This is a genomic window from Rhizobium sp. NPDC092011 (genome assembly GCF_044756305.1).
GTDB lineage: Bacteria > Pseudomonadota > Alphaproteobacteria > Rhizobiales > Rhizobiaceae > Rhizobium.
Window position 1 is genome coordinate 80,762 of record NZ_JBIVSO010000001.1, and the last position, 19,266, is coordinate 100,027.

Annotated in this window: 23 protein-coding genes and 4 pseudogenes; 11 read left to right on the forward strand and 16 right to left on the reverse strand. The window is 57.2% G+C overall.

Annotated elements, in window-relative coordinates:
• The 13 genes and pseudogenes from ACIQJ2_RS00490 to ACIQJ2_RS00550 all read right to left on the reverse strand — a co-directional run bounded on the left by ACIQJ2_RS00490 (nucleotide 1) and on the right by ACIQJ2_RS00550 (nucleotide 6,865).
• Nucleotides 1–546 carry an IS6 family transposase gene (locus ACIQJ2_RS00490; RefSeq protein ID WP_400666657.1) on the reverse strand — a complete coding sequence of 182 codons (546 nt, stop codon included), beginning with the start codon at nucleotides 544–546 and terminating at the stop codon, nucleotides 1–3.
• Between the two features lie 76 nt (nucleotides 547–622).
• Complete coding sequence (locus ACIQJ2_RS00495; RefSeq protein ID WP_400666654.1) at nucleotides 623–1,699, reverse strand: sensor histidine kinase; 1,077 nt, start codon at nucleotides 1,697–1,699, stop codon at nucleotides 623–625.
• Nucleotides 1,700–2,209: 510 nt separating this feature from the next.
• Nucleotides 2,210–2,605 (reverse strand): HWE histidine kinase domain-containing protein, encoded by a 396-nt coding sequence (locus ACIQJ2_RS00500; RefSeq protein ID WP_400666653.1) that lies wholly within the window; start codon nucleotides 2,603–2,605, stop codon nucleotides 2,210–2,212.
• Entirely contained in the window at nucleotides 2,605–2,997 is a 393-nt protein-coding gene (locus tag ACIQJ2_RS00505; RefSeq protein WP_400666651.1) for a PAS domain-containing protein, read from the reverse strand. The genes ACIQJ2_RS00500 and ACIQJ2_RS00505 overlap by 1 nt, the downstream gene beginning before the upstream one ends.
• A gap of 141 nt (nucleotides 2,998–3,138) precedes the next feature.
• Complete coding sequence (locus ACIQJ2_RS00510) at nucleotides 3,139–3,414, reverse strand: hypothetical protein (RefSeq protein WP_400666649.1); 276 nt, start codon at nucleotides 3,412–3,414, stop codon at nucleotides 3,139–3,141.
• A gap of 91 nt (nucleotides 3,415–3,505) precedes the next feature.
• Nucleotides 3,506–3,886 (reverse strand): DUF6481 family protein, encoded by a 381-nt coding sequence (locus ACIQJ2_RS00515; protein WP_400666647.1) that lies wholly within the window; start codon nucleotides 3,884–3,886, stop codon nucleotides 3,506–3,508.
• Between the two features lie 29 nt (nucleotides 3,887–3,915).
• Nucleotides 3,916–4,140 (reverse strand): hypothetical protein, encoded by a 225-nt coding sequence (locus ACIQJ2_RS00520; RefSeq protein WP_400666645.1) that lies wholly within the window; start codon nucleotides 4,138–4,140, stop codon nucleotides 3,916–3,918.
• Between the two features lie 123 nt (nucleotides 4,141–4,263).
• Complete coding sequence (locus tag ACIQJ2_RS00525) at nucleotides 4,264–4,473, reverse strand: cold-shock protein (RefSeq protein ID WP_037135461.1); 210 nt, start codon at nucleotides 4,471–4,473, stop codon at nucleotides 4,264–4,266.
• 354 nt (nucleotides 4,474–4,827) lie between these two features.
• Nucleotides 4,828–5,106, reverse strand: coding sequence for a hypothetical protein (locus ACIQJ2_RS00530; protein WP_400666643.1), 279 nt, complete (start codon nucleotides 5,104–5,106; stop codon nucleotides 4,828–4,830).
• Between the two features lie 9 nt (nucleotides 5,107–5,115).
• Nucleotides 5,116–5,415, reverse strand: coding sequence for a DUF982 domain-containing protein (locus ACIQJ2_RS00535; RefSeq protein ID WP_400666641.1), 300 nt, complete (start codon nucleotides 5,413–5,415; stop codon nucleotides 5,116–5,118).
• A 78-nt stretch (nucleotides 5,416–5,493) separates the two neighbouring features.
• Nucleotides 5,494–5,967: an Hsp20 family protein gene (locus ACIQJ2_RS00540; protein WP_400666639.1), complete on the reverse strand. Its 474-nt coding sequence runs from the start codon at nucleotides 5,965–5,967 to the stop codon at nucleotides 5,494–5,496.
• 248 nt (nucleotides 5,968–6,215) lie between these two features.
• A pseudogene (locus tag ACIQJ2_RS00545) lies at nucleotides 6,216–6,500 on the reverse strand (hypothetical protein); the annotation flags it as partial.
• Between the two features lie 92 nt (nucleotides 6,501–6,592).
• A complete protein-coding gene (locus tag ACIQJ2_RS00550) occupies nucleotides 6,593–6,865 on the reverse strand; it encodes an usg protein (protein WP_400666637.1) in 273 nt (90 codons plus the stop codon).
• Between the two features lie 276 nt (nucleotides 6,866–7,141).
• Between ACIQJ2_RS00550 and groES the strand changes: the two genes are divergently transcribed.
• The 6 genes from groES to ACIQJ2_RS00580 all read left to right on the forward strand — a co-directional run bounded on the left by groES (nucleotide 7,142) and on the right by ACIQJ2_RS00580 (nucleotide 13,319).
• Nucleotides 7,142–7,456 carry a co-chaperone GroES gene (gene groES / locus ACIQJ2_RS00555; RefSeq protein ID WP_400666635.1) on the forward strand — a complete coding sequence of 105 codons (315 nt, stop codon included), beginning with the start codon at nucleotides 7,142–7,144 and terminating at the stop codon, nucleotides 7,454–7,456.
• A gap of 60 nt (nucleotides 7,457–7,516) precedes the next feature.
• Nucleotides 7,517–9,142 (forward strand): chaperonin GroEL, encoded by a 1,626-nt coding sequence (gene groL, locus ACIQJ2_RS00560; RefSeq protein ID WP_400666633.1) that lies wholly within the window; start codon nucleotides 7,517–7,519, stop codon nucleotides 9,140–9,142.
• A gap of 60 nt (nucleotides 9,143–9,202) precedes the next feature.
• Nucleotides 9,203–9,463 (forward strand): hypothetical protein, encoded by a 261-nt coding sequence (locus ACIQJ2_RS00565; protein ID WP_400666846.1) that lies wholly within the window; start codon nucleotides 9,203–9,205, stop codon nucleotides 9,461–9,463.
• Nucleotides 9,464–9,494: 31 nt separating this feature from the next.
• Nucleotides 9,495–9,917: a hypothetical protein gene (locus ACIQJ2_RS00570; RefSeq protein ID WP_400666630.1), complete on the forward strand. Its 423-nt coding sequence runs from the start codon at nucleotides 9,495–9,497 to the stop codon at nucleotides 9,915–9,917.
• An 86-nt stretch (nucleotides 9,918–10,003) separates the two neighbouring features.
• Nucleotides 10,004–11,098 (forward strand): glycosyltransferase family 4 protein, encoded by a 1,095-nt coding sequence (locus ACIQJ2_RS00575; protein ID WP_400666628.1) that lies wholly within the window; start codon nucleotides 10,004–10,006, stop codon nucleotides 11,096–11,098.
• Between the two features lie 16 nt (nucleotides 11,099–11,114).
• On the forward strand, nucleotides 11,115–13,319 hold the full coding sequence (locus ACIQJ2_RS00580; protein WP_400666626.1) for a glycogen debranching N-terminal domain-containing protein: 2,205 nt from the start codon (nucleotides 11,115–11,117) through the stop codon (nucleotides 13,317–13,319).
• Between the two features lie 29 nt (nucleotides 13,320–13,348).
• Here the strand turns inward: ACIQJ2_RS00580 and ACIQJ2_RS00585 are convergent, their stop codons facing one another.
• Together ACIQJ2_RS00585 and ACIQJ2_RS00590 are read right to left on the reverse strand one after the other, a co-directional pair.
• A complete protein-coding gene (locus tag ACIQJ2_RS00585; protein ID WP_400666625.1) occupies nucleotides 13,349–13,570 on the reverse strand; it encodes a hypothetical protein in 222 nt (73 codons plus the stop codon).
• A gap of 136 nt (nucleotides 13,571–13,706) precedes the next feature.
• Nucleotides 13,707–14,334: pseudogene (locus tag ACIQJ2_RS00590) on the reverse strand (SDR family oxidoreductase); the annotation flags it as partial.
• A 105-nt stretch (nucleotides 14,335–14,439) separates the two neighbouring features.
• Here ACIQJ2_RS00590 and ACIQJ2_RS00595 point away from each other — a divergent pair.
• Nucleotides 14,440–14,669 (forward strand): annotated as a pseudogene (locus tag ACIQJ2_RS00595) (LysR family transcriptional regulator); the annotation flags it as partial.
• 447 nt (nucleotides 14,670–15,116) lie between these two features.
• Here ACIQJ2_RS00595 and ACIQJ2_RS00600 read toward each other — a convergent pair.
• Nucleotides 15,117–16,111: pseudogene (locus ACIQJ2_RS00600) on the reverse strand (IS110 family transposase).
• A gap of 283 nt (nucleotides 16,112–16,394) precedes the next feature.
• Here ACIQJ2_RS00600 and ACIQJ2_RS00605 point away from each other — a divergent pair.
• The 4 genes from ACIQJ2_RS00605 to ACIQJ2_RS00620 are packed head-to-tail and all read left to right on the forward strand — an operon-like array spanning nucleotide 16,395 to nucleotide 19,180.
• Entirely contained in the window at nucleotides 16,395–17,435 is a 1,041-nt protein-coding gene (locus ACIQJ2_RS00605; RefSeq protein ID WP_400666623.1) for a transporter substrate-binding domain-containing protein, read from the forward strand.
• A gap of 29 nt (nucleotides 17,436–17,464) precedes the next feature.
• The gene (locus ACIQJ2_RS00610) at nucleotides 17,465–18,034 is read left to right on the forward strand and encodes a hypothetical protein (protein ID WP_400666620.1); all 570 of its coding nucleotides are present in this window, start codon (nucleotides 17,465–17,467) and stop codon (nucleotides 18,032–18,034) included.
• Nucleotides 18,035–18,086: 52 nt separating this feature from the next.
• Nucleotides 18,087–18,659, forward strand: a complete 573-nt coding sequence (locus ACIQJ2_RS00615; RefSeq protein WP_400666618.1) for a GntR family transcriptional regulator — start codon at nucleotides 18,087–18,089, stop codon at nucleotides 18,657–18,659.
• Nucleotides 18,656–19,180 (forward strand): protein-tyrosine phosphatase family protein, encoded by a 525-nt coding sequence (locus ACIQJ2_RS00620; RefSeq protein WP_400666616.1) that lies wholly within the window; start codon nucleotides 18,656–18,658, stop codon nucleotides 19,178–19,180. Before ACIQJ2_RS00615 ends, ACIQJ2_RS00620 begins: the two co-directional genes overlap by 4 nt.
• The last annotated feature ends 86 nt before the right edge of the window (nucleotides 19,181–19,266 follow it).

The window sequence follows — 19,266 nt, forward strand, 5'->3', positions numbered from 1 at the left end:
TCAGCGTATCTCCATGACGGCCAGCGGCTGCATCTTATGTCGCGCGAAAGGCCTGACACATGACCGCACCCGATCACATGCCGGAAATGTTCGAAAACCGCTTGCATGAACCGGGGCATCCACACATGGAGCCTTGTCGGTGTTGATTGTAGTTGGCTTTTCCCAGTCCTTCAGGCCGTTCAAGGCCTTGCCCAGAAAACGCTTGGCCGCTTTGGCATTTGCGGGTCGGAGACAGATAGAAATCGATCGTGTTGCCGAATTTATCGACGCACGGTAAAGGTAAGGCCATTGCCCACGAACCTTCACATAGGTTTCGTCGACACGCCAGCTTGTTGACTGCGGCCGGCGCCAGTGCCAACGCAGCCGCTTCTCGATCTCGGGCGCGCATTTCTGGACCCACCGATAGACGGTGGAATGATCGACCGGCACACCTCGCTCGCCCATCATTTGCTCAAGGTCGCGATAGCTGACTCCATAGCGGCAATACCAGCGGATCGCCCAAAGGATAATCTCGCCCTGAAAATGGCGCCACTTGAAATCGCTCACCAAAAGTCTCGCTGAAAATTGCCAGCGCTCTTTCGGATAGCATAGGAATTTTTGCAACAGAGCCAAAAATGCCGACCTAAGCCCGATCTGCTTCGCGCTTTTCGAATACGATGGTGACCTTCATGCCCACGCCAGGCGTTGAATCGACCTGAATATCCGCCTTGGCGTTCTGCTTGATCGATTGCACGATCATTGCGCTGAGTTTTCCCCGCCGCGGCCAGTCGGACGGACTGCTGAGACCGATGCCATCGTCTGCAACCGAGATCCTGCAGCCCGCATCATCCACGACGCAGCGCAGGACGATCTCGCCACCCTCACGATCCTTGAATGCATGTTTGAGCGCGTTCGCCATCAGCTCGTTGACGACCAAACCGACCGGCATCGCAATATTGACGGAAACAGGCCAGGTGTCGACTTTCATATCAAGCCTAATACCCTGAACTGCATGCGCGGCCATAACCGCCGAAGCAATCTGGCTGACATATGTCCCCAGATCGACAGTCTCATCCGCGTAGGTATCGGAAAGGGAACGGTAGAGGATCGTTAGCGCGTCTAGCCGGCCTGCAAGTCGGTTGAAGCGCTCGCCTTCATCCGGACTTTGCGCATTCCGCGCTTCCATACGGATCAGCGCTGTAATCATTTGAAGATTGTTTTTGACCCTATGCTGCAATTCTTTGAGCAGCAGGTCCTTTTCGGGCAGCGAAGTGGCCAGGTCAGTCCCGGTTTGGCCACTTTTTGTAGTCGCGATTGCGACAAGACGAAAGAGAGGGGTGCCAGCGTCATCAACGATTATATTCGACCAAGCGTCAAACTGCGACTGCGGCTCCGTCCTGGAACATCTCGCAAACGTCCCGAGATACTCCTCGCCGGCCACCATGGCAGTCGCGAGGTCCTGGTCTCCACCCACAGAACGCGCCGGCGGAAGCGATGACCATGGCTTGCCCTGCAGCTCATCCGCTGAGACCCCCATCAAACGCTCGAATTCAATATTGGCGTATACAAGCACCTCGTTCGACGCGAGTTCAGCCACGGCCACTCCGAACGGTACGTGGTCTAGGAATTGGCGGAAACGGTGATCATCCAACGCATCATCAAGATGGGGAAGGTCCGCCACCGTTTCAGGGCTCATCGGTGATTGTTCGGTTTCGGTCATTTCCAGTACTCACAACCTTTATCCTGCGCTGCTTATCATGCCGGATAGCGCGGAGCTAAGGGATTTCGATTTTTGGAACGCAAACCTTGGGAAGTGATTCTTTGACCGGGTTTCGGCGCTCCTCAAGCGTCGATTGTTCCCGGTTGCGCCCAGTTCGCATCTCGAGCTTTGACAAGAGCGATGCGCTCGCATTCCTTGAAGAGTCGTGATGCTCTTTGGCGTGTCCCAAATCTTTAAGCGAGCTTGGATCGTCCGGCAAGCAGCGCGGATGTTGCAGACACCCAGTCGGCTTGCTTCTGGTATAGTCAGAGGGAAACCGAAGATCCCAACCCGATCTGGATGCGTGCAAGCGGCGCTGTCAGCTTCCAGACGATCAGCCCGTTCGCGACACTCCATTTCGCCTGGCCGGGCAAAGTGAATAGCACCAGCTTGCCGAGAACCAGGGCGCCAAACCCCTATTCCTGCGCCAGTAAATCGGCATTAGCCGCCGTCGGTTCTGACCAAACGAGCTCAAATATGCCTTCGCCTTCTTCGCTCGTTAGCCTCCACGTAACGGATATGCCGCCAGCATCCGTGGCCCCGAAGCGTATCGCATTGATGATGAGCTCGCGGAAGGCCATGCCGAGATTGAGAAACCGCATTGGCGTCCAGAGAGATTTCCGGGCCGAAAACCCCGACGGTCTGTAACCCCTCGAAGGGTCGGAGTTGGTGCGCCAAGAGGTCGGTAAACCTGACGCCGGCCCAATCGACCTGCGAAAGACGATCATGCGAATAAGAAAGTGCCATGATGCGTTCTCGAACCCGCTTCTCAAAATCTTCGATTGATCGAGAGCATGTTGCAGTCTGCCTGATCACAGCCAGCACGACTGCGAATTGATTTTTGACGCGATGATTGATTTCTCGCATTAAAAGGCGAAGCCTGCGGTCGCTTTCGCGTGTCTCCGAGATGTCGCCGGCGATGCTGGATGCGCCGCGAGTTCGCCGCCACGGCTTTTGATTGGAGAGATGGTGATCGAGATCGGGACCATCCGGCCGTCTTGGTGGCGGCGCGTCGTCTGGAAGGGTTCGATCCTCTCGCCCATCTTCAGCCGGAGCAAGATGTCCGCCTCTTCATTCCGATTGTCATGGGGAATGATCAGATAGATCGGCTTTCCAATAACCTCGGTTTCCGCATAGCCGAACATGCGTTCGGCCGCCTTATTCCAGCTGACGATCGTGCCGGAAAGGTTCTTACTGATGATCGCGTCGAAGGAAGACTCGACGATGGCTGCGAGGCGTTCTGCGCTATGTTCATCCATACCCGACCGCTTGGCTTGCTGAAGCATACTTCGGTGTGATCTAGCAAGGAGCCCGATAGATCAACCTCGCAAACGATAAGATAGTCCAGGCACGATATCGCTTACTCAGAGATTAGCGGCTCGGATGACCGCCTATCGTGATCAGGCACGGTTGTAGGTAAATGAGGTCAGCAACGTCGTCACGAAATTGCTAGCCCTCTCCTTGACCAGCACTTCAGTCCACTCGTCAGTGCCGCGAAGCCTCAAATCCGTGTAGATACTATCGACTGCAGCTTCTTCGATCCGCTTGATATGCATGTTAAATGACGCCTCACCGCCGGCATGATACAAGTCTCTGATGACCATGCGCAGGATTTCCTGGATCGCAATTTGCCAGGCCGTGTTGATCGCCTGAAGCTCGTTCGTATTCGGTGCCATGGTTGGCTCCTGAGAAATGAGTAAGTTCGGGCATGACTAGGTCATGCCCTGATTTTACGGACCCATCCGGCCGAGGGTGGGTGCCTGAACGTTAAGCCTGCCGAGCCTTGCGGGCGGCATAACGTCTGTCGCGTTCAGCCTTGCGAGCGGCCTCATCTTGAACAACCCGCGATATCCGGGCATTCTCGGCCGAGTGTCGCGCCTCGATCTCGGCCGCGGCGGCTGCCTCGATGGCCGCCTGTTCTTGAGCCGCAAGGGTCTCGACCCGGATGCGCTCCTCATGTTTCAGTAGTTCCCGTTCCGCACGGCGCGCCTCGCGCGCTTCAACACGCGAGATGCGCTCGGCCTGTCTGGTAGCTTGTGACGGCTCGGCCGCCGTCTTTGCAGCTCGGTAGGCCGTGAGAAGAGATGCCTTGGCCTCCGCAGCAGCGGAGCGTCGGTCGGTAAGTTCGTTGTTTCTGGCGTGTCTCAAATTTTTATCCTGCTATTCGTATTTGATGATCAGCCGGCATTGGATCGTTTGGCAAGTAGCGCGGATGTTGCGGACATGCGCGCCGCTTGCTCCTTGGCCAGCCGCGCTTGCCGCAACCTGAACGTTTTGGCATCACGCGCCTTGGCCACAGATTCGAGCTCTTCCGCCGCGTTGTTCTTGGCGAAGAACTCCGTCTGGAGATTGCCGAAGGCTGTCTCGGCCTGCTGGCGGGATTTACTATATGTCTCGGTCATTGAATGTCCTTGATCTTGGCTGTGGCGCAAAACGAAAAAGGCCAGGCGAACTGCCTGGCCTCAAATTGATAATTGCTTCCGGCGATGCCAGTACATCCGTGGTCAAAGGAAAGCAGATATCGATTAAGCGTTCTGCAGATTGCAGGCCGACATCTTGCCCGACTTGTTGTCGCGCTCGAGTTCAAAACCGATCTTCTGGCCTTCGACCAGCTCGCGCATTCCGGCGCGCTCGACAGCGGAAATATGAACGAAGGCGTCAGCGCCGCCGTTGTCAGGCTGGATAAAGCCGAAGCCCTTGGTGGAATTAAACCATTTTACTGTGCCAGTGGTCATGATGAACCCTTTCAAAGCATAGAGTGAGGGACTGCGGAGCGGGTGCCACGCAGATAAAAACCGACTATTTTTGAAAGAGAAGTTCGCTTAGAGCGCGGTGCCAATCGCGCGGTAGACAAAGCTCGGCAAGCAAAAGATCGATGACGCACCATTATGCGAATTGTAACGTTCCGTCAACGATTAGTTTTTTGATAGCCATCGACTGCGCGCAAGAGTTGCGCGACAGCGTAGAAGAACGGTAACAGCCAATGTGCCGAATTCATCGAGCGCTGAATAAGCCACCACCAGCAAGAACGGTCGCGGGTCGCTCGAAATTCGGACGCGTCCGCGACCTGGAACCCCCGTGGGGGCCCTCTACGAATGATGCAGCCCGTCTAGTTCTTTGAGAGCAGACTGAATCTCGTCGATTGAGATAAGCTCATCCAACCCTGGCAATTGTCGAAAAGCCGGCTTTGAATCGACCGCATAGAAGTCAGATGCCCACGCGGCAAGGATCGCGCGTTTGTCATCGACCGAGATAGATGGGGATCTCAAGACATCCATCGGTCGCCGGAGTTGCATGCCTGGCATCAATACTGCAGGGCCCATGGTGACTGCACAGTCGACCGCATGCCGCAAGATGGCGTTTTCCATGACATCGCCTCATTGCACGTGGGGATCGCGGTCGCATCGAACGCGAGAGGCAGCAATTGCTGGCGTTTCGGGAGCCAGCAGATCATGCTTCGCCGCAAATGCTGCGAACAGGCCGCGTGCCGTCTCTGCTTCGATTTTCCCGTTAAGCGCCGCCTGACACGCCTTCATAGCGACAGAGTGCGCCGTGTCCCTGAACGATGTAGGCCATGCGGCAAGGTGCCGGTAAGCATCCATGACGTTGCGAACCTCCGCAGGGAAGCCCAGGGCGACCAGAATGGTGACGGGTTTTCTGAACATATCGGGTTTCATTGCTCTCTCCTTCCCAACCCGGAATGTTGACGGGCGCCACCGCAATGGCGCCCCTGCCCCACTGGATGAACTTAACGATCAAGCCGCCTTCTGCGCTTCGATCTGAGGCGGGGCGACCGACGTTAAGGGCGGCGTGGTCTGGATCGAAATCTTCCTCGGCTTCAGGGCTTCCGGGATTTCACGAACAAGATCGATCGACAGAAGACCATTGCTGAGATCCGCGCCGTTCACCCGCACATGGTCGGCAAGCTCGAAACGGTGCTCGAACGGGCGCCCGGCGATGCCGCGATGCAGGTAGCCCTCATTGGCGGCCTCCTGCTTCTTTCCGGTGACAGTCAGCAGGTTGGACTGGAAGGTGATGTCGAGATCATCCTGGGCAAAACCTGCGACCGCGATCGAGATCCGGTAGCTGTCGTCGCCGGTCTTGACGATGTCATAAGGCGGCCAGTCGCTGATCGAGCGGGCGCGCTGGGCGTTTTCGAGAAGATTGAAGACCCGATCGAAGCCGACGCTCGAGCGGAAGAGCGGTGCGTAGTCGTAAGATGTTGCCATAGCCATATCCTCTTTGAAGCAACATGGGTACAGAAGCGCCGAAAGGCGGCGCTTCCAGCAAGGCCAGCTCAATCTTCAGCAGCTGGCGAAAAACGATTTGGTTTTTTAGAATTTCGGATTCAAGATCCGTGGCGCAAAAATTTCATCCCAAGTAAGATCAGGCGATTTTCGACTTCATTCTCTCGCATCTTTGCCGGTAAAATGCCCCACCCCGTCCACGCGCCGACAAGTCTGCCCCACCGCCCTTCAATGGACGGATCGACTGCCCGATGGGGATACGCAGCCTTGAACTGCGCCATCATCGCGCTGGCCTGCTGCAGCACACGTTCGGTCTTTTCAGGATTATCGCGAGCAAATTCGTCGGCATTGACCCGCATGGCTTCTACCATGCTGGCAGATATCATTGCGAACTTCCCTTCTCCATAGACCAGCGCTTCTTTTGAGGCGGTCTCAAGCAACAGGGCATAGTCCACGATGATCTCTTCGCGTTCATCGATGCCAACGCTCTTGATGATGCTGATATTCTCTTCCATGCAGGTGTCACTCTATACACAATCGACGCACACCGAGTTCAACGCCTCGGGCGGTCGATGAGCTAGGAAGCGGAAAAATCGAAATCAAGAGTTCAGTGAAGCTTGAACTCGCCCTCGACACGGCGCCATTCGTTCGGTCCAATCAGACGCTGGTGCGTATAGCGGACGGAGTGCAGCGGCCCATCGAGCGACGCCCGCCAAAAATCCAGGAATTTGTGCATCTCGGGGAAATCAGGCGCCAGATCATAGTCCTGCCAAACATAGGTTTGTAGCACGGATTCAAAGTCTGGGATGCGATAGAGGATATGCGCGGTCGTCAATCCATAGCCATTGAGCTGTCGCTCCAGGTCAGATGAGAATTGCATGCTTCATCTCCGTTTTATGACACTGCAAAGGTGGCGCAAAATTTTGTTTTCATCAACGGTTTTCTTAACCGTCCCATGCTGTTTATTGTTCCTTGCCAGCATGTTAGCAGCCAACAGTATCGAGTGCTAATTTTTTCTCTCGACCCTCTTGAAATCGAAAAATCTCGAAAATAAATTTTGCCCGCGAACGCTCAGAGGAGGTTCGCACCCGTCCGGATTGGTCACCCGGTCCGGTAGGGGATTTTGCGTCATCTTTTTTGTCCAATGGAGGAAAACATGTCGTTCCGACCGCTTCATGACCGCATTCTCGTCCGCCGGGTGGAATCCCAGGAAAAGACCAAGGGCGGCATCATCATCCCTGATACTGCCAAGGAAAAGCCGCAGGAAGGCGAAGTCGTCGCCGTCGGTCTTGGTGCACGCAACGACGCCGGCCAGATCCAGGCGCTCGACGTCAAGGCCGGCGACCGCATTCTGTTCGGCAAATGGTCAGGCACCGAAATCAAGATCAACGGCGAAGACCTGCTGATCATGAAGGAAAGCGACGTCCTGGGCATCATCGAGGCCCAGGCCGAGCAGAAGATCGCCGCCTGAGGCGCTCTCCTTACAGATCAACCCCTCAGTCAAATAGCTGCCTATTGAAGGAGTGAACAAATGGCTGCGAAAGAAGTCAAATTCAACACCGATGCCCGGGAACGCATGCTGCGTGGGGTCGATGTTCTCGCCAATGCGGTAAAGGTAACGCTCGGCCCCAAGGGCCGCAACGTCGTCATCGACAAGTCCTACGGCGCGCCGCGCATCACCAAGGACGGTGTTTCGGTCGCCAAGGAAATCGAGCTCGAAGACAAGTTCGAAAACATGGGTGCCCAGATGCTGCGCGAAGTGGCGTCGAAAACCAACGACCTTGCAGGCGACGGCACGACGACTGCCACCGTTCTTGCCCAGGCGATCGTCAAAGAGGGCGCCAAGGCGGTCGCGTCAGGGATGAACCCGATGGACCTCAAGCGCGGTATCGATATTGCCGTCGACGCCGTCGTCAAGGAATTGAAGACCAACGCCCGCAAGATCACCAGCAATTCCGAAATCGCCCAGGTCGGTACGATCTCGGCCAATGGCGATGAAGAGATCGGCAAGTATCTGGCCGAAGCGATGGAAAAGGTCGGCAACGAAGGCGTCATCACTGTCGAAGAAGCCAAGACCGCCGAAACCGAGCTCGAAGTCGTCGAAGGCATGCAGTTCGACCGCGGCTACCTCAGCCCCTACTTCGTCACCAATCAGGACAAGATGCGCGTCGAGTTCGAGGATCCCTATATTCTCATTCACGAGAAGAAGCTCTCCAACCTGCAGCCGATGCTGCCTGTCCTCGAAGCCGTGGTGCAGTCCGGCAAGCCGCTGGTCATCATTGCCGAGGATGTGGAAGGCGAAGCGCTCGCCACGCTCGTGGTCAACAAGCTGCGCGGTGGCCTGAAGATCGCCGCCGTGAAGGCGCCGGGCTTCGGCGATCGCCGCAAGGCCATGCTGGAAGACATCGCCATCCTAACCGGTGGCACCGTCATCTCCGAAGACCTCGGCATCAAACTTGAGAATGTCACGCTCAACATGCTTGGCCGCGCCAAGAAGGTGGCGATCGAGAAGGAGAATACCACCATCATCGATGGCGTCGGCTCCAAGGCAGAGATCGACGGCCGCGTTGCTCAGATCAGGGCGCAAATTGCCGAGACCACGTCGGACTACGACCGGGAAAAGCTGCAGGAACGTCTTGCCAAGCTCGCCGGCGGCGTTGCCGTAATTCGCGTCGGCGGCTCGACCGAAGTTGAAGTCAAGGAGAAGAAGGACCGTGTCGACGATGCGTTGCATGCGACGCGCGCAGCCGTCGAGGAAGGCATCCTGCCGGGCGGTGGTGTCGCGCTGCTGCGCGCCGTCAAGGCACTCGACAGTCTTGCGACCGCCAACCAGGATCAGAAGGTCGGCATCGAGATTGTCCGCCGCGCCATTGAAGCGCCTGTTCGCCAGATCGCCGAGAACGCCGGCGCCGAAGGCTCAGTCATCGTCGGCAAGCTGCGTGAGAAGAGTGAGTTCTCCTACGGCTGGAACGCTCAAACCGGCGAATATGGTGATCTCTACGCCCAGGGCGTCATCGATCCTGCCAAAGTCGTACGCACCGCGCTCCAGGATGCCGCATCCGTGGCCGGTCTTCTGGTGACGACCGAGGCCATGATCGCCGAGAAGCCAAAGAAGGATGCCGCACCCGCCCTCCCGACCGCCGGCATGGACTTTTAAGCGGTAACCGTTGAGGCTCGCCCGTCGACGCGGGCGAGCTTCCGATAAGGAGGTGAAATGGTGGTTCATTCAATAAAGAGGACTTCGTCAACTTCTTTCGACAGCCGTGATCTTGCCGTCTGTCAACAGGTTTTCGATGACATCCGGTCGGGCGCTGGAATTGCCAAGGAGTCCGAGGAAGCGGAGCGGATGGCGGCCATAACGGTGGAATTATACAGGCAAGGTGTTCGCGAGCCGAGCCATCTCAAAACGATGGTCGAGTCCGCGCGAGGCCTCTTCAGGCGTCAGGAAATTTCACCGAACTCAGCCAAACAACAATGAACGTCAACTTGGCATCATATGGGGTCAAGCGATGAGAAAGGAAAGCTTCGAAAATTCAGCACCAGTGAACGCGGCAGCAGCAATCAGCGCCGCTCATCTGCTGCATCCGGGTAAACATTTTGGTCATCCGCGAGACGTTCTTGCGGCCGACGAAATCGGCACGGACGAGAAACGCGCCATTCTTGCATCGTGGGCATCCGACATCTTCGCCATCGAATCCATTCCGGCCCTTCGCCTTTATCCCGGTACGGACAAGGCCGTCTCCTATGACGAGATCATCGAAGCGCTGAAGACGTTGGACCGGTCTGATAGGCTACCCGGAAAGCAGGACGCATCCAATTACCAAGACAATCACAGGTGCCGTCGTCGCCGAGTTCATTCGCACCGGTTTGGCGGCCTTGGCCTGTGCAGCTATCGGAAAGGAGCCCGTCGCCAACAACCATTCGAAATATAGACGACTTCGCACCTGCCGCGTCCCTCTTGAGGACGCGAACATGATTTTTACCGTCGACTCTTTGCTCAACTGAGGAGGTTTTGCCGATGAAGATCGCTCAGATCGCACCGCTCGCCGAAAGTGTTCCGCCCAAACTCTATGGGGGAACCGAGCGCATTGTTTCCTATCTCACCGAAGAACTGGTCGCCCAGGGCCATGATGTCACGCTTTTTGCCAGCGGCGACTCTGTCACCGACGCCAGACTGGTGGCGTGCTCGGACATCGCGTTGCGGCTCAACCCCGCCTTCAGAGATCATCTGCCCTATCAGGTCGTAATGCTGGAGGAAATCCGCCGGCGGGCGCACGAATTCGATGTGCTTCACTTCCATACCGATCTCCTGCATTTCCCGCTGATCCGAGACTTTGCTGATCGCACGGTCACGACATTGCATGGACGGCTTGACCTGCCGGATCTCAAGCCTTTCTACAAGGCTTTTCCCGAATTTCCGCTGGTTTCGGTCTCCAACGATCAGCGCAGCCCGATGCCGCCGGTCAACTGGGCCGGAACGGTCTACCACGGCCTGCCAGTCAACTTGCTGCCATTTACGGAGAAACCAAAGGGCAACTATCTTACTTTCCTAGGACGGATATCACCTGAGAAGCGCCCGGACCGTGCCATCGAGATCGCGGCCAAGCTCGGCATGCCGCTGAAGATTGCCGCCAAGATAGACAATGCCGACAAGGCCTATTGGGAGACTGTGATAGAGCCGATGGTCAAGAGCCATCCGAATGTCGAATTCATCGGCGAGATCAACGAGCATCAGAAGGCCGATTTCCTCGGCAACGCCGGCGCCTTGCTCTTCCCAATCGACTGGCCCGAGCCGTTCGGACTGGTCATGATTGAAGCAATGGCTTGCGGCACGCCGGTGATTGCATTCGGATGCGGCTCAGTTCCCGAGGTGATCGACAATGGTATCTCGGGCATCCTCGTCGACAGCGTGACGGAAGCGGCCGAGAACGTCGAATGGGCGTTACGGATGGATCGAAAGAAAGTTCGTGCGACCTTCGAGAAGCGGTTCAGCGCAGAACGGATGGCGCGGGACTATTTAGAAATCTACCGCAACCTGCCAGGCGTTCGCATGAAGGCGGCCCCGCTACGCCGCGGCAATGGTCAAGACCTCGACCTGCAGGTCGTGGCATAATCCGGAGGCCATCACTATGTCGATCGCTTCTGTACACGACGGTTCCACGCCTGCAGGCGGCCAGGGGCCGGTGGCACAGTTCTTCATCCCGGCCACAGCATCGCTGCAGGAGCGACGGCCGCGCACCCTGAAGCACGGCGATACCTTTGCCGTCTTCGACCACAATGGTGACGCGCTTTCCGGGCCCGGCAGCCCGGAAGGCATTTTCCATCGGGACACGCGTTACCTTTCGCATCTGCATTTGTTGATCAACGGCAAGCGTCCGATGCTTCTGTCGTCGACGCTGCGCGACGACAATGCCACGCTAACTTGCGATCTGACCAATCCCGACCTCTTTGATGAGAAGGGAAACCTCACACTTGGACATGATCTCATTCATATGCGCAGGACACGCTTTCTGTGGAAGGCCGGTTGTTACGAACGCTTGGCCGTAAGAAACTACGACGAGCGACGACACCAGGTGCGCATCAAAATTTCGTTCGGGGCGGACTTCGCCGATCTTTTCGAGGTTCGCGGAACCGTCAGGGCGAAGAAAGGTCACCAGCTTCCGGCGGTAATGGAAGAGGATCGCGTTCTTCTCTCCTATAACGGCCTGGACGACCAGAAGCGGATCACGCAGTTGTCCTTCGATCCGCGCCCAGACGAACTTGGGAGTGGCCATGTCATTTATGATCTTGACTTGGCGCCAAACGAAGCGCGGTCACTGTTCATCCAGATCTGCTGCGACCAAGGCAATGACCAGCGTCCAGGATACCAGGCATTTTTCTTTGGCTTGCGGGATGCGCGCCGCGCATTGCGCTACTCATCCTCGCGCGCCGCGTCGATCGTCACGTCTAACGAGATATTCAACGAAGTGGCACGGCGCAGCGTATCCGATCTCTATATGCTGATCACCGACAAGCCCGAGGGCCCGTATCCTTATGCCGGCATTCCCTGGTTCAGCACCGTCTTCGGTCGCGACGCGCTAATCACGGCACACGAAACGCTGTGGCTAGATCCGCTGATCGCACGAGGTGTGCTTGGCCATCTTGCGGCGAACCAGGCGACCGAGGTAGATCCCGCATCCGACGCCGAGCCCGGCAAGATCCTGCACGAAGTGCGCTATGGCGAAATGGCTGAACTGGGCGAGGTGCCCTTCCGGCGCTATTATGGCAGTATCGACTCCACACCATTGTTCGTACTGCTGGCAGGCGAGTACCTGAAACGAACAGGCGATCTTGCTACGATCAACCGTCTTCTGCCGAATATCGAGGCAGCGCTCACCTGGATCGATGAACACGGCGATCGCGACGGTGATGGTTTCGTCGAATACGGACGGCTGACGGAAGAAGGGCTGATCAATCAGGCCTGGAAAGACAGTCACGATTCTGTTTTTCACGCCGACGGCAGTCTTGCCAAAGGTCCGATCGCTATTGCCGAGGTCCAGGCCTATGTCTATGGCGCCTGGCAGGCAGCAGCCGAGATCTTCCGCCGGCTTGGGAGACCGGAGCGTGCGGCAAAATTTCTTGCACGAGCGGAAGGCCTTCGTCGTGCCTTTGATACGAGTTTCTTCGACGAGGAACTCGGCACCTTCGTGCTGGCGCTCGATGGGAACAAGCAGCCTTGCAGGGTGCGCTCTTCCAATGTCGGCCATGCCCTCTTCACCGGTATCGCCTATCCTGAGCGAGCCCCCCAGGTTGCCAGGACCCTGATGAGCGCCTCGTCCTTCTGCGGCTGGGGCATCCGTACCATCGCCTCTACCGAGGCACGCTACAATCCGATGAGCTATCACAATGGGTCGGTTTGGCCGCATGACAATGCAATGATCGCCAGCGGTCTCGCCCGTTACGGCTACCGAGACGAAGTTGCACGTATTTTTGAAGGGCTGTTTGCCTCTTCGACATATATCGATTTGCGCCGTCTTCCGGAACTCTTCTGCGGCCTGTCGCGTCAGCGGGCTCAGGGACCAACTTTCTATCCTGTTGCCTGCTCTCCGCAGGCGTGGGCGGCGGCAGCACCCCTCTTTCTGCTTCAGTCCTGTCTCGGCCTGAACTTCGAGCCCAATGCCCAGATCATCAGCTTCAACCAGCCGCAACTCCCTCTGTTCCTCGATGAGGTGATCCTAAGACACCTGCAGGTCGGCAACGGCTCGGCCGATGTCGCGATACGTCGCTCTGGACGAAGCGTCGTTGTAGACACCCTCGGTCGCCGGGGCCAAATTCGCGTATTGACGACCGCTTAGACGAGGCCGCTTCCAGAGATACGCCTCGCCTACTTCAACTCCTCCTCGTCTGAGACAAGAAGGTCGATCAACAAGGCGGTTCTACCTGTTGGCAGAGGCCGCCGTTCCCGCATCAACGCTTCGTCGCTGTTTACCCATGCCAAAGCTTCCGCCAGTTCAGCCTTGCTAGCACCAGTCGCCACAACATCAGCTATCAACGTCTCGTCGACAGGTCCGAGGATGGCGATGACGTCTTCGGAGGTCATTATCATACCCATTGCTCCTTTTGTTTGCTTCAGAGGAATTTGGTGGCACGCACGAAAAATACAAATTTTTCACCGGTCAAAATCCAAAGTTTTTGAAACCGCAAGCGACTGAATTATACCACTATTGTCCTTCACAGTCACAGACCACAGGGCGGTCGAGGATGTCTGACCAGATCGTCGCCACATACAGACCAGTCAGCGCGTTAGGGCCGACTAAATTAACGGTTTCGACCGGCAGCTTGCCGTGGGCCTGGTCGCGACGGATCAGTTCGATCGCGGCGTCCGGCGACACCCTTGCTGCCGAATGGCATAGGGGTAGACACCGTAGTTTAGGATGACATCCTTGATTATCAGCATTGTCGATGAAGTAGGTTGGGCGAGGGATGGTGGCGCCGAAGCCCATCTGGACGAGCATGCGCTCGGCGCCGAACTTCGCGGCGAAATGCGGCACTTTCACCGCCCGAGCGGCGTCGAACACAGACAGATAGACGACCCGCCCGACGTCCGCGTCGCAAGCGATGGGGATTGCGATGATCGCCTGCGTGAACACATCGCCAGTTACACCGTTGAGAAGGAAGAGCGTGCTCACGCCATTGAAGGCGCTACGCAGGGAATCGATGTCGACGCCCCAAGCGACTTCGACGCCGGCCGAGATATTGGCCTTCGAGGGATCGCGGGTCAGCACGCGAACCTTGATGCCGCGCTTGACGAGCCAGTCGACGACATGGTGGCCGACACGGCCATATAGCGCCAGTAAGGAGAATGGTCATGGTGGTTACTCCGGATTGGGGTTCAGTCGACACCTACCAAATTAGTGACCCACATTGATCCCGATGGACACTTCATCTGGACAGACCGTCTCACTGGCGGAACGTATGAATCTGCTCGCGCTTGCCGATTTTAATCTCGTCGCCCGCAACGTTGGCGTCGGTAGTACGGCGCGCACGCATCGGGCCGTCCGAAAGTAACTTTGTCCCGACGCGCAACTGAGCTAGAGGTAAATCTAGATCTGCGTCTGTTCGAGCGTGGCGCACGAATGGTGAAGTTCACAAAGGAGGGACGCGCTCTGTTCGAGCGAACGGACGCGCTGCTGACCGAGCGAGATTGTCACGCTCTGCCTCATCAGCGACGCCTGCAGTCTGCGATAACCCAATTGGCGGATCGTCGCCTTAACCCGCTTGCCGAGCTTGATAATACAGCCCGACCGCGCGAATTCTGTCTGCATGGGAATACATGAACTACCTCCTGGTGGTCCAAGTTTTCGTCCGCATCCCCTTATGTGCCTAACCGGCTCAGTTCGGCGTGGAAACGTATGGCCCGCCCTGTTTGCAAGTAGTTTTTTTAGATTCCTTGTGCAGTCTGCTTCAACGTATTCGGTCTTACGGTCACGCCGTAGCCAAGATGGATATCCGCACGTCCAGAGCCACGATAACCAACACGGTTTCAATGAACCATTTCCACGCCTGGGCTTTCTGAACGCCGATTGGCTGTCAGGCCATCTATATTCCTTCTCGCAAACATCATGGGCTGCGCATAAGCGCAGCCAACCCCGTTACGCTGGCGCTACGCCGAAAGTTTTCTCATACGGTCGCTCCTTACGCAAAATAGCCCAGGCAATACGCGCAAGCTTGTTTGCAAGGGCCACGATCGCGACATTCCGGTGAATACCGCGGGAAACCAGCGCTCGAAGCCACTGGCCGACAGGCGTATCGCTTTGACTGAGTACGGGCATCGCCGCTCGTGCGCCGTGCACAAGCAAAGTTCGAAGGTAGTTGTTGCCGCGTTTCGTTATTCCGAGCAGCCGTGGCTTGCCACCGGTCGTGAACTGTCGTGGAACAAGCCTTAGCCACGCGCCGAGATCTCGCGCATGTTTGAAGCTGCTTGCGTCGCCGATCGCGGCAACCAGGGCTGTGGCGTTAAGTACACCGATACCGGGGATAGTCGTCAAACGACGCATCGCAAGATTGTGCCGCGCGAGCGACACGAACTCAGCGTTCAGTGCCGCAATCTTCGTATCCAGCACTTTCCACTCCTTTCGCAATTCAACAATCAGTTGATGCATGCGCGGAGACAAGTTGGCCTCTTGATCACCCGGAAGGACATCCAGGGCAACCTCAAGCTTGCGACGACCGGCAGCAAAAATGAGACCGCGCTCAAGGAGGATCGCCCGGATTTGATTGATTAACGTGGTTCTTTGTGCAACGAGGCGCGATCGAACCCTGTGCAGCGACTGAATATCGAGCTGCTCCTCACTCTTGAGCTCGACGAATCGCATTGTTGGACGCGACGCGGCTTCCGCGATGCCCTCCGCATCCCTGTCGTCGTTCTTCTGCGCTTTTCGTGTCCTCGTGCTGCGAAAAGTCGCCCAAGGTGGTGAGCGCCGCAGCATGCCTCCATAGCAATGATGCATGCCGGCATCTTGCCTACAAACTCAATGAGCGTCTGACGCCGCATCGTTCGGCGGGCAATCACCGAACCTTTGTCATCAACTCCGACAACGCTGCAGCTGTTCTTTCCTATGTCGATGCCAAGTATCGAAATCGTCATGATCTGGCTCCTCTTCCTTCAATGACGAGACATCATACTCGATGTTCTCGGAAGGGCGGGCCATCCCATAACCAACAAATGTCTTTACTCTTGGATTTGAGATTTCGATTTAGTGGCGTCTTGGTCAACGCAAGAAGGCTCTGACCGAACGTAAGGCATCATGCGCCACGCCTTTGAGGCAACCAAATTAGCCCAATCTCAATTGTTGACACCGAACGAAAACGTGCATATGCATACCTGTATACAGGTATATTGTTCACGCCTGTCATTGGAGGAGAATTTCATGCTTCGATCCTATCTCGCGGCGGCACTTGGCGCGTCGGCTCTTGCATTTTCGTCTTTTGTCTACGCAGGCCCCGTTTTTGACGAAGTAGTTACATCGCAAAAGGTCATCTGCTTGGTAAGCCCGAGCGCGCCCGGCTTCTCCGTGCCCGACAGCGCCGGCATCTTCCGCGGATTCAATGCCGACTTTTGCCGCATGGCGGCCGCAGCGATCTTGGGCGATGCGAACAAGGCGGACATTCGCGGCGTTGGCTTTTCCGATTCCCTTAAGAATCTTGTCGCCCGCCAAGCTCATATGGCCGCCCGATCGATCACGGAAACAGGTACCCGCTCAGCCGATCCTGGTCTCGCATTCGTTGCGACGACCTTCTATGACGGACAAGGCTTCATGGTATCGAAAGCGCTTGGCGTGACCTCCGCCAAGGAGTTGAAAGGAGCAACGATCTGCGCCGAAGACGGGTCGACGACGCTGCTCAACATCGCCGATTGGTTCGCCGCCAAGGGCCTCGACTACAAGATCGAGAATATTGCCGACAAGACGGCGCGCCTGCAGGCCTTCTTCGCCGGCAAGTGTGATGCCTATGCCTCCGACGTCACCGCTCTGGCTGCCGATCGGCAGCTTGCAAAGAATCCGGGTGACTTTGTGATCCTCCCCGAGATCATCTCCGCCGAACCGCTGACGCTGGTAACGCAGCCGGACGACACGCTTGAAAAAGCGGTGCGCTGGGCGTTCGAAGTCATGTTGAACGCTGACGAGCTGGGTATCAACTCAACGAATGTGGATGCCGCCATAGCCAATCTCGACAACCAGCCAAAAGCGGTACAACGTCTTTTCGGCAAGGATGGTGCGGCCGCCGACATGGCTGCCAAGATGAGGTTGCCCGCCGATTGGGCCTATCAGGTGATAAAGCAGGTCGGCTCTTATGATGAGGTATTCAATCGCAACCTCGGCCCTGGAACACCCTTCGACCTGAAACGCGATGGCAGTCAGAACGCATCGGTCGGCAAAGGTGGCCTGATGTACGCCTATCCAATACGATGAGGCGAAGGGCGAGGAGGAGGAACGGCGACGTGACGGATATCGAAAACCTCATATCCATTCGCGCCGTCGTCGACTGCCCTGGCGGCGGACGCCTCGTGACCCTCGGCGCCCCCGGCGTCATGATCGATCATCGCGGCGAGACATGGGTCAATCCCGAGGGCATCGACGAAACGCTTGCAGCCCTCGACGCGTCTTCGGCGACACTCTTCCTCCTACTCGCACGCGACGAGGATTGTCCTCACGGTTTCAGAGCCACGCTCCGTGAAAGAGTGAAACATACCGGCATGGGCTTCATCGCGTTACCGATTGACGACTTCTCAGTGCCGGACGCGCCTTGGATGCGGGCATGGCGGCGTCTTCACGGGCGCGTTTCGATGACCCTTGCTGGCGGCCAAGCCGTCGCTTTATGCTGCAGCTTCGGCGCCGGGCGCAGTGGCATGGTTGCAGCCCACATTCTCAACGAGCGGGGCCTTTCCGTTGACGAAGCTCTCGCCTGGCTGCGCGCAGCCTTCCCGGAATCGGTCGAGAGCCCACGTCAGGAGGCCTGGCTGGTCGCGCAGAGCGGCAACCGCAAAAATACAGAAACTATTGGAAGGTGAAAGCGTGAGCTTGCCACAAACATCAAAGTCCGGCCCCCCTCGCATGGAGGACATGCTGCAGGAATTGCGCTTCCGCATCTGCACCGCCCATCCAGACACGCCAATGATGCTGCACGAAGGCAAGCTGGCTCAGGAGTTCGGCGTTAGTCGAACACCTATCCGTCAGGTTTTGCAGCGACTTTCCTTCGAGCACCTGCTGGAAACGCGATCCGGTGTGGGCACCGTCGTCAGTACGCTTGACCCGACCCGACGAGATCTGCATTTCCTAATGTTGTCGGACATACTGCGCCTTTGTACGCATTGCTGTGCGCCGTCGCTATCGGTCTCAGCGCGCGTGCAGATCGCAACCACCGCGGAGCTCATTGCCAATCCAGCCGGACCGCCGGTTGAAAGTTATTTCGCCGTTCGTGCCCAGTTGCTCGATCTCGCCTCCAATCTTGTGGAGGATCCGATCGTTGCCGAGGCGCATGCTGCGCTGCACTGGCGCGGGATCCGTTGGCGTATGCAGTCGGCTTATCGGAATGTCGCCTCTGCCTTTCCCGCACTTAATGCAACCGTCGCAGCCGTTTCGGCGGCAGGCACACCGACCGATATTCTTCAGATCCTTGCGATGGAAACTCCATGACCGACACGCCTTTTCTGCGATCCGTCCGGCTGTCGCAAGATATCGCCGGAGAACTCTGGCTCGGCCCGATGCCTGGGCGTCTGCGCCCATTCATCAACGACCTCGACGCCTTGCAGACCCAGAGAATTGATCGGATCATCAACCTCGCGCCGATCGCCGAAATCGAAAAAAAAGCGCCGGACTATGCTGCCGCGCTGGCCGAAAACGTGGGGATCAGTATTGTTCGCTTCCCAGTTGCCGATTTCGGCATTCCTGCAGACGAAACCAGCTTCTTTCTCCTCGCCGAACGCACAGCCGCCGATCTGAGGAGCGGCAACCGAATCTTCGTTCACTGTGCAGCCGGAATTGGCCGGACCGGCACCATGGCGATCTGCGTCTTGCTCGCACTCGGCCTTGGGGCCGGGGCAGCCACCAAACTCGTCGCAAATGCGGGATCCGGACCGGAAACAGAAGGCCAAAAGGCACTGGTAGCGCGTTGCGCGCGCCTGCCTCAATCGCAATCATCTGAAACGAGCGCCTGACATGCCGATGGATCGGACCGCGCAGACCTCTCCTTCTCCACACAATGGGCCTCCAAGAACCCGTCGGGGGCCATCTTGGACGGACG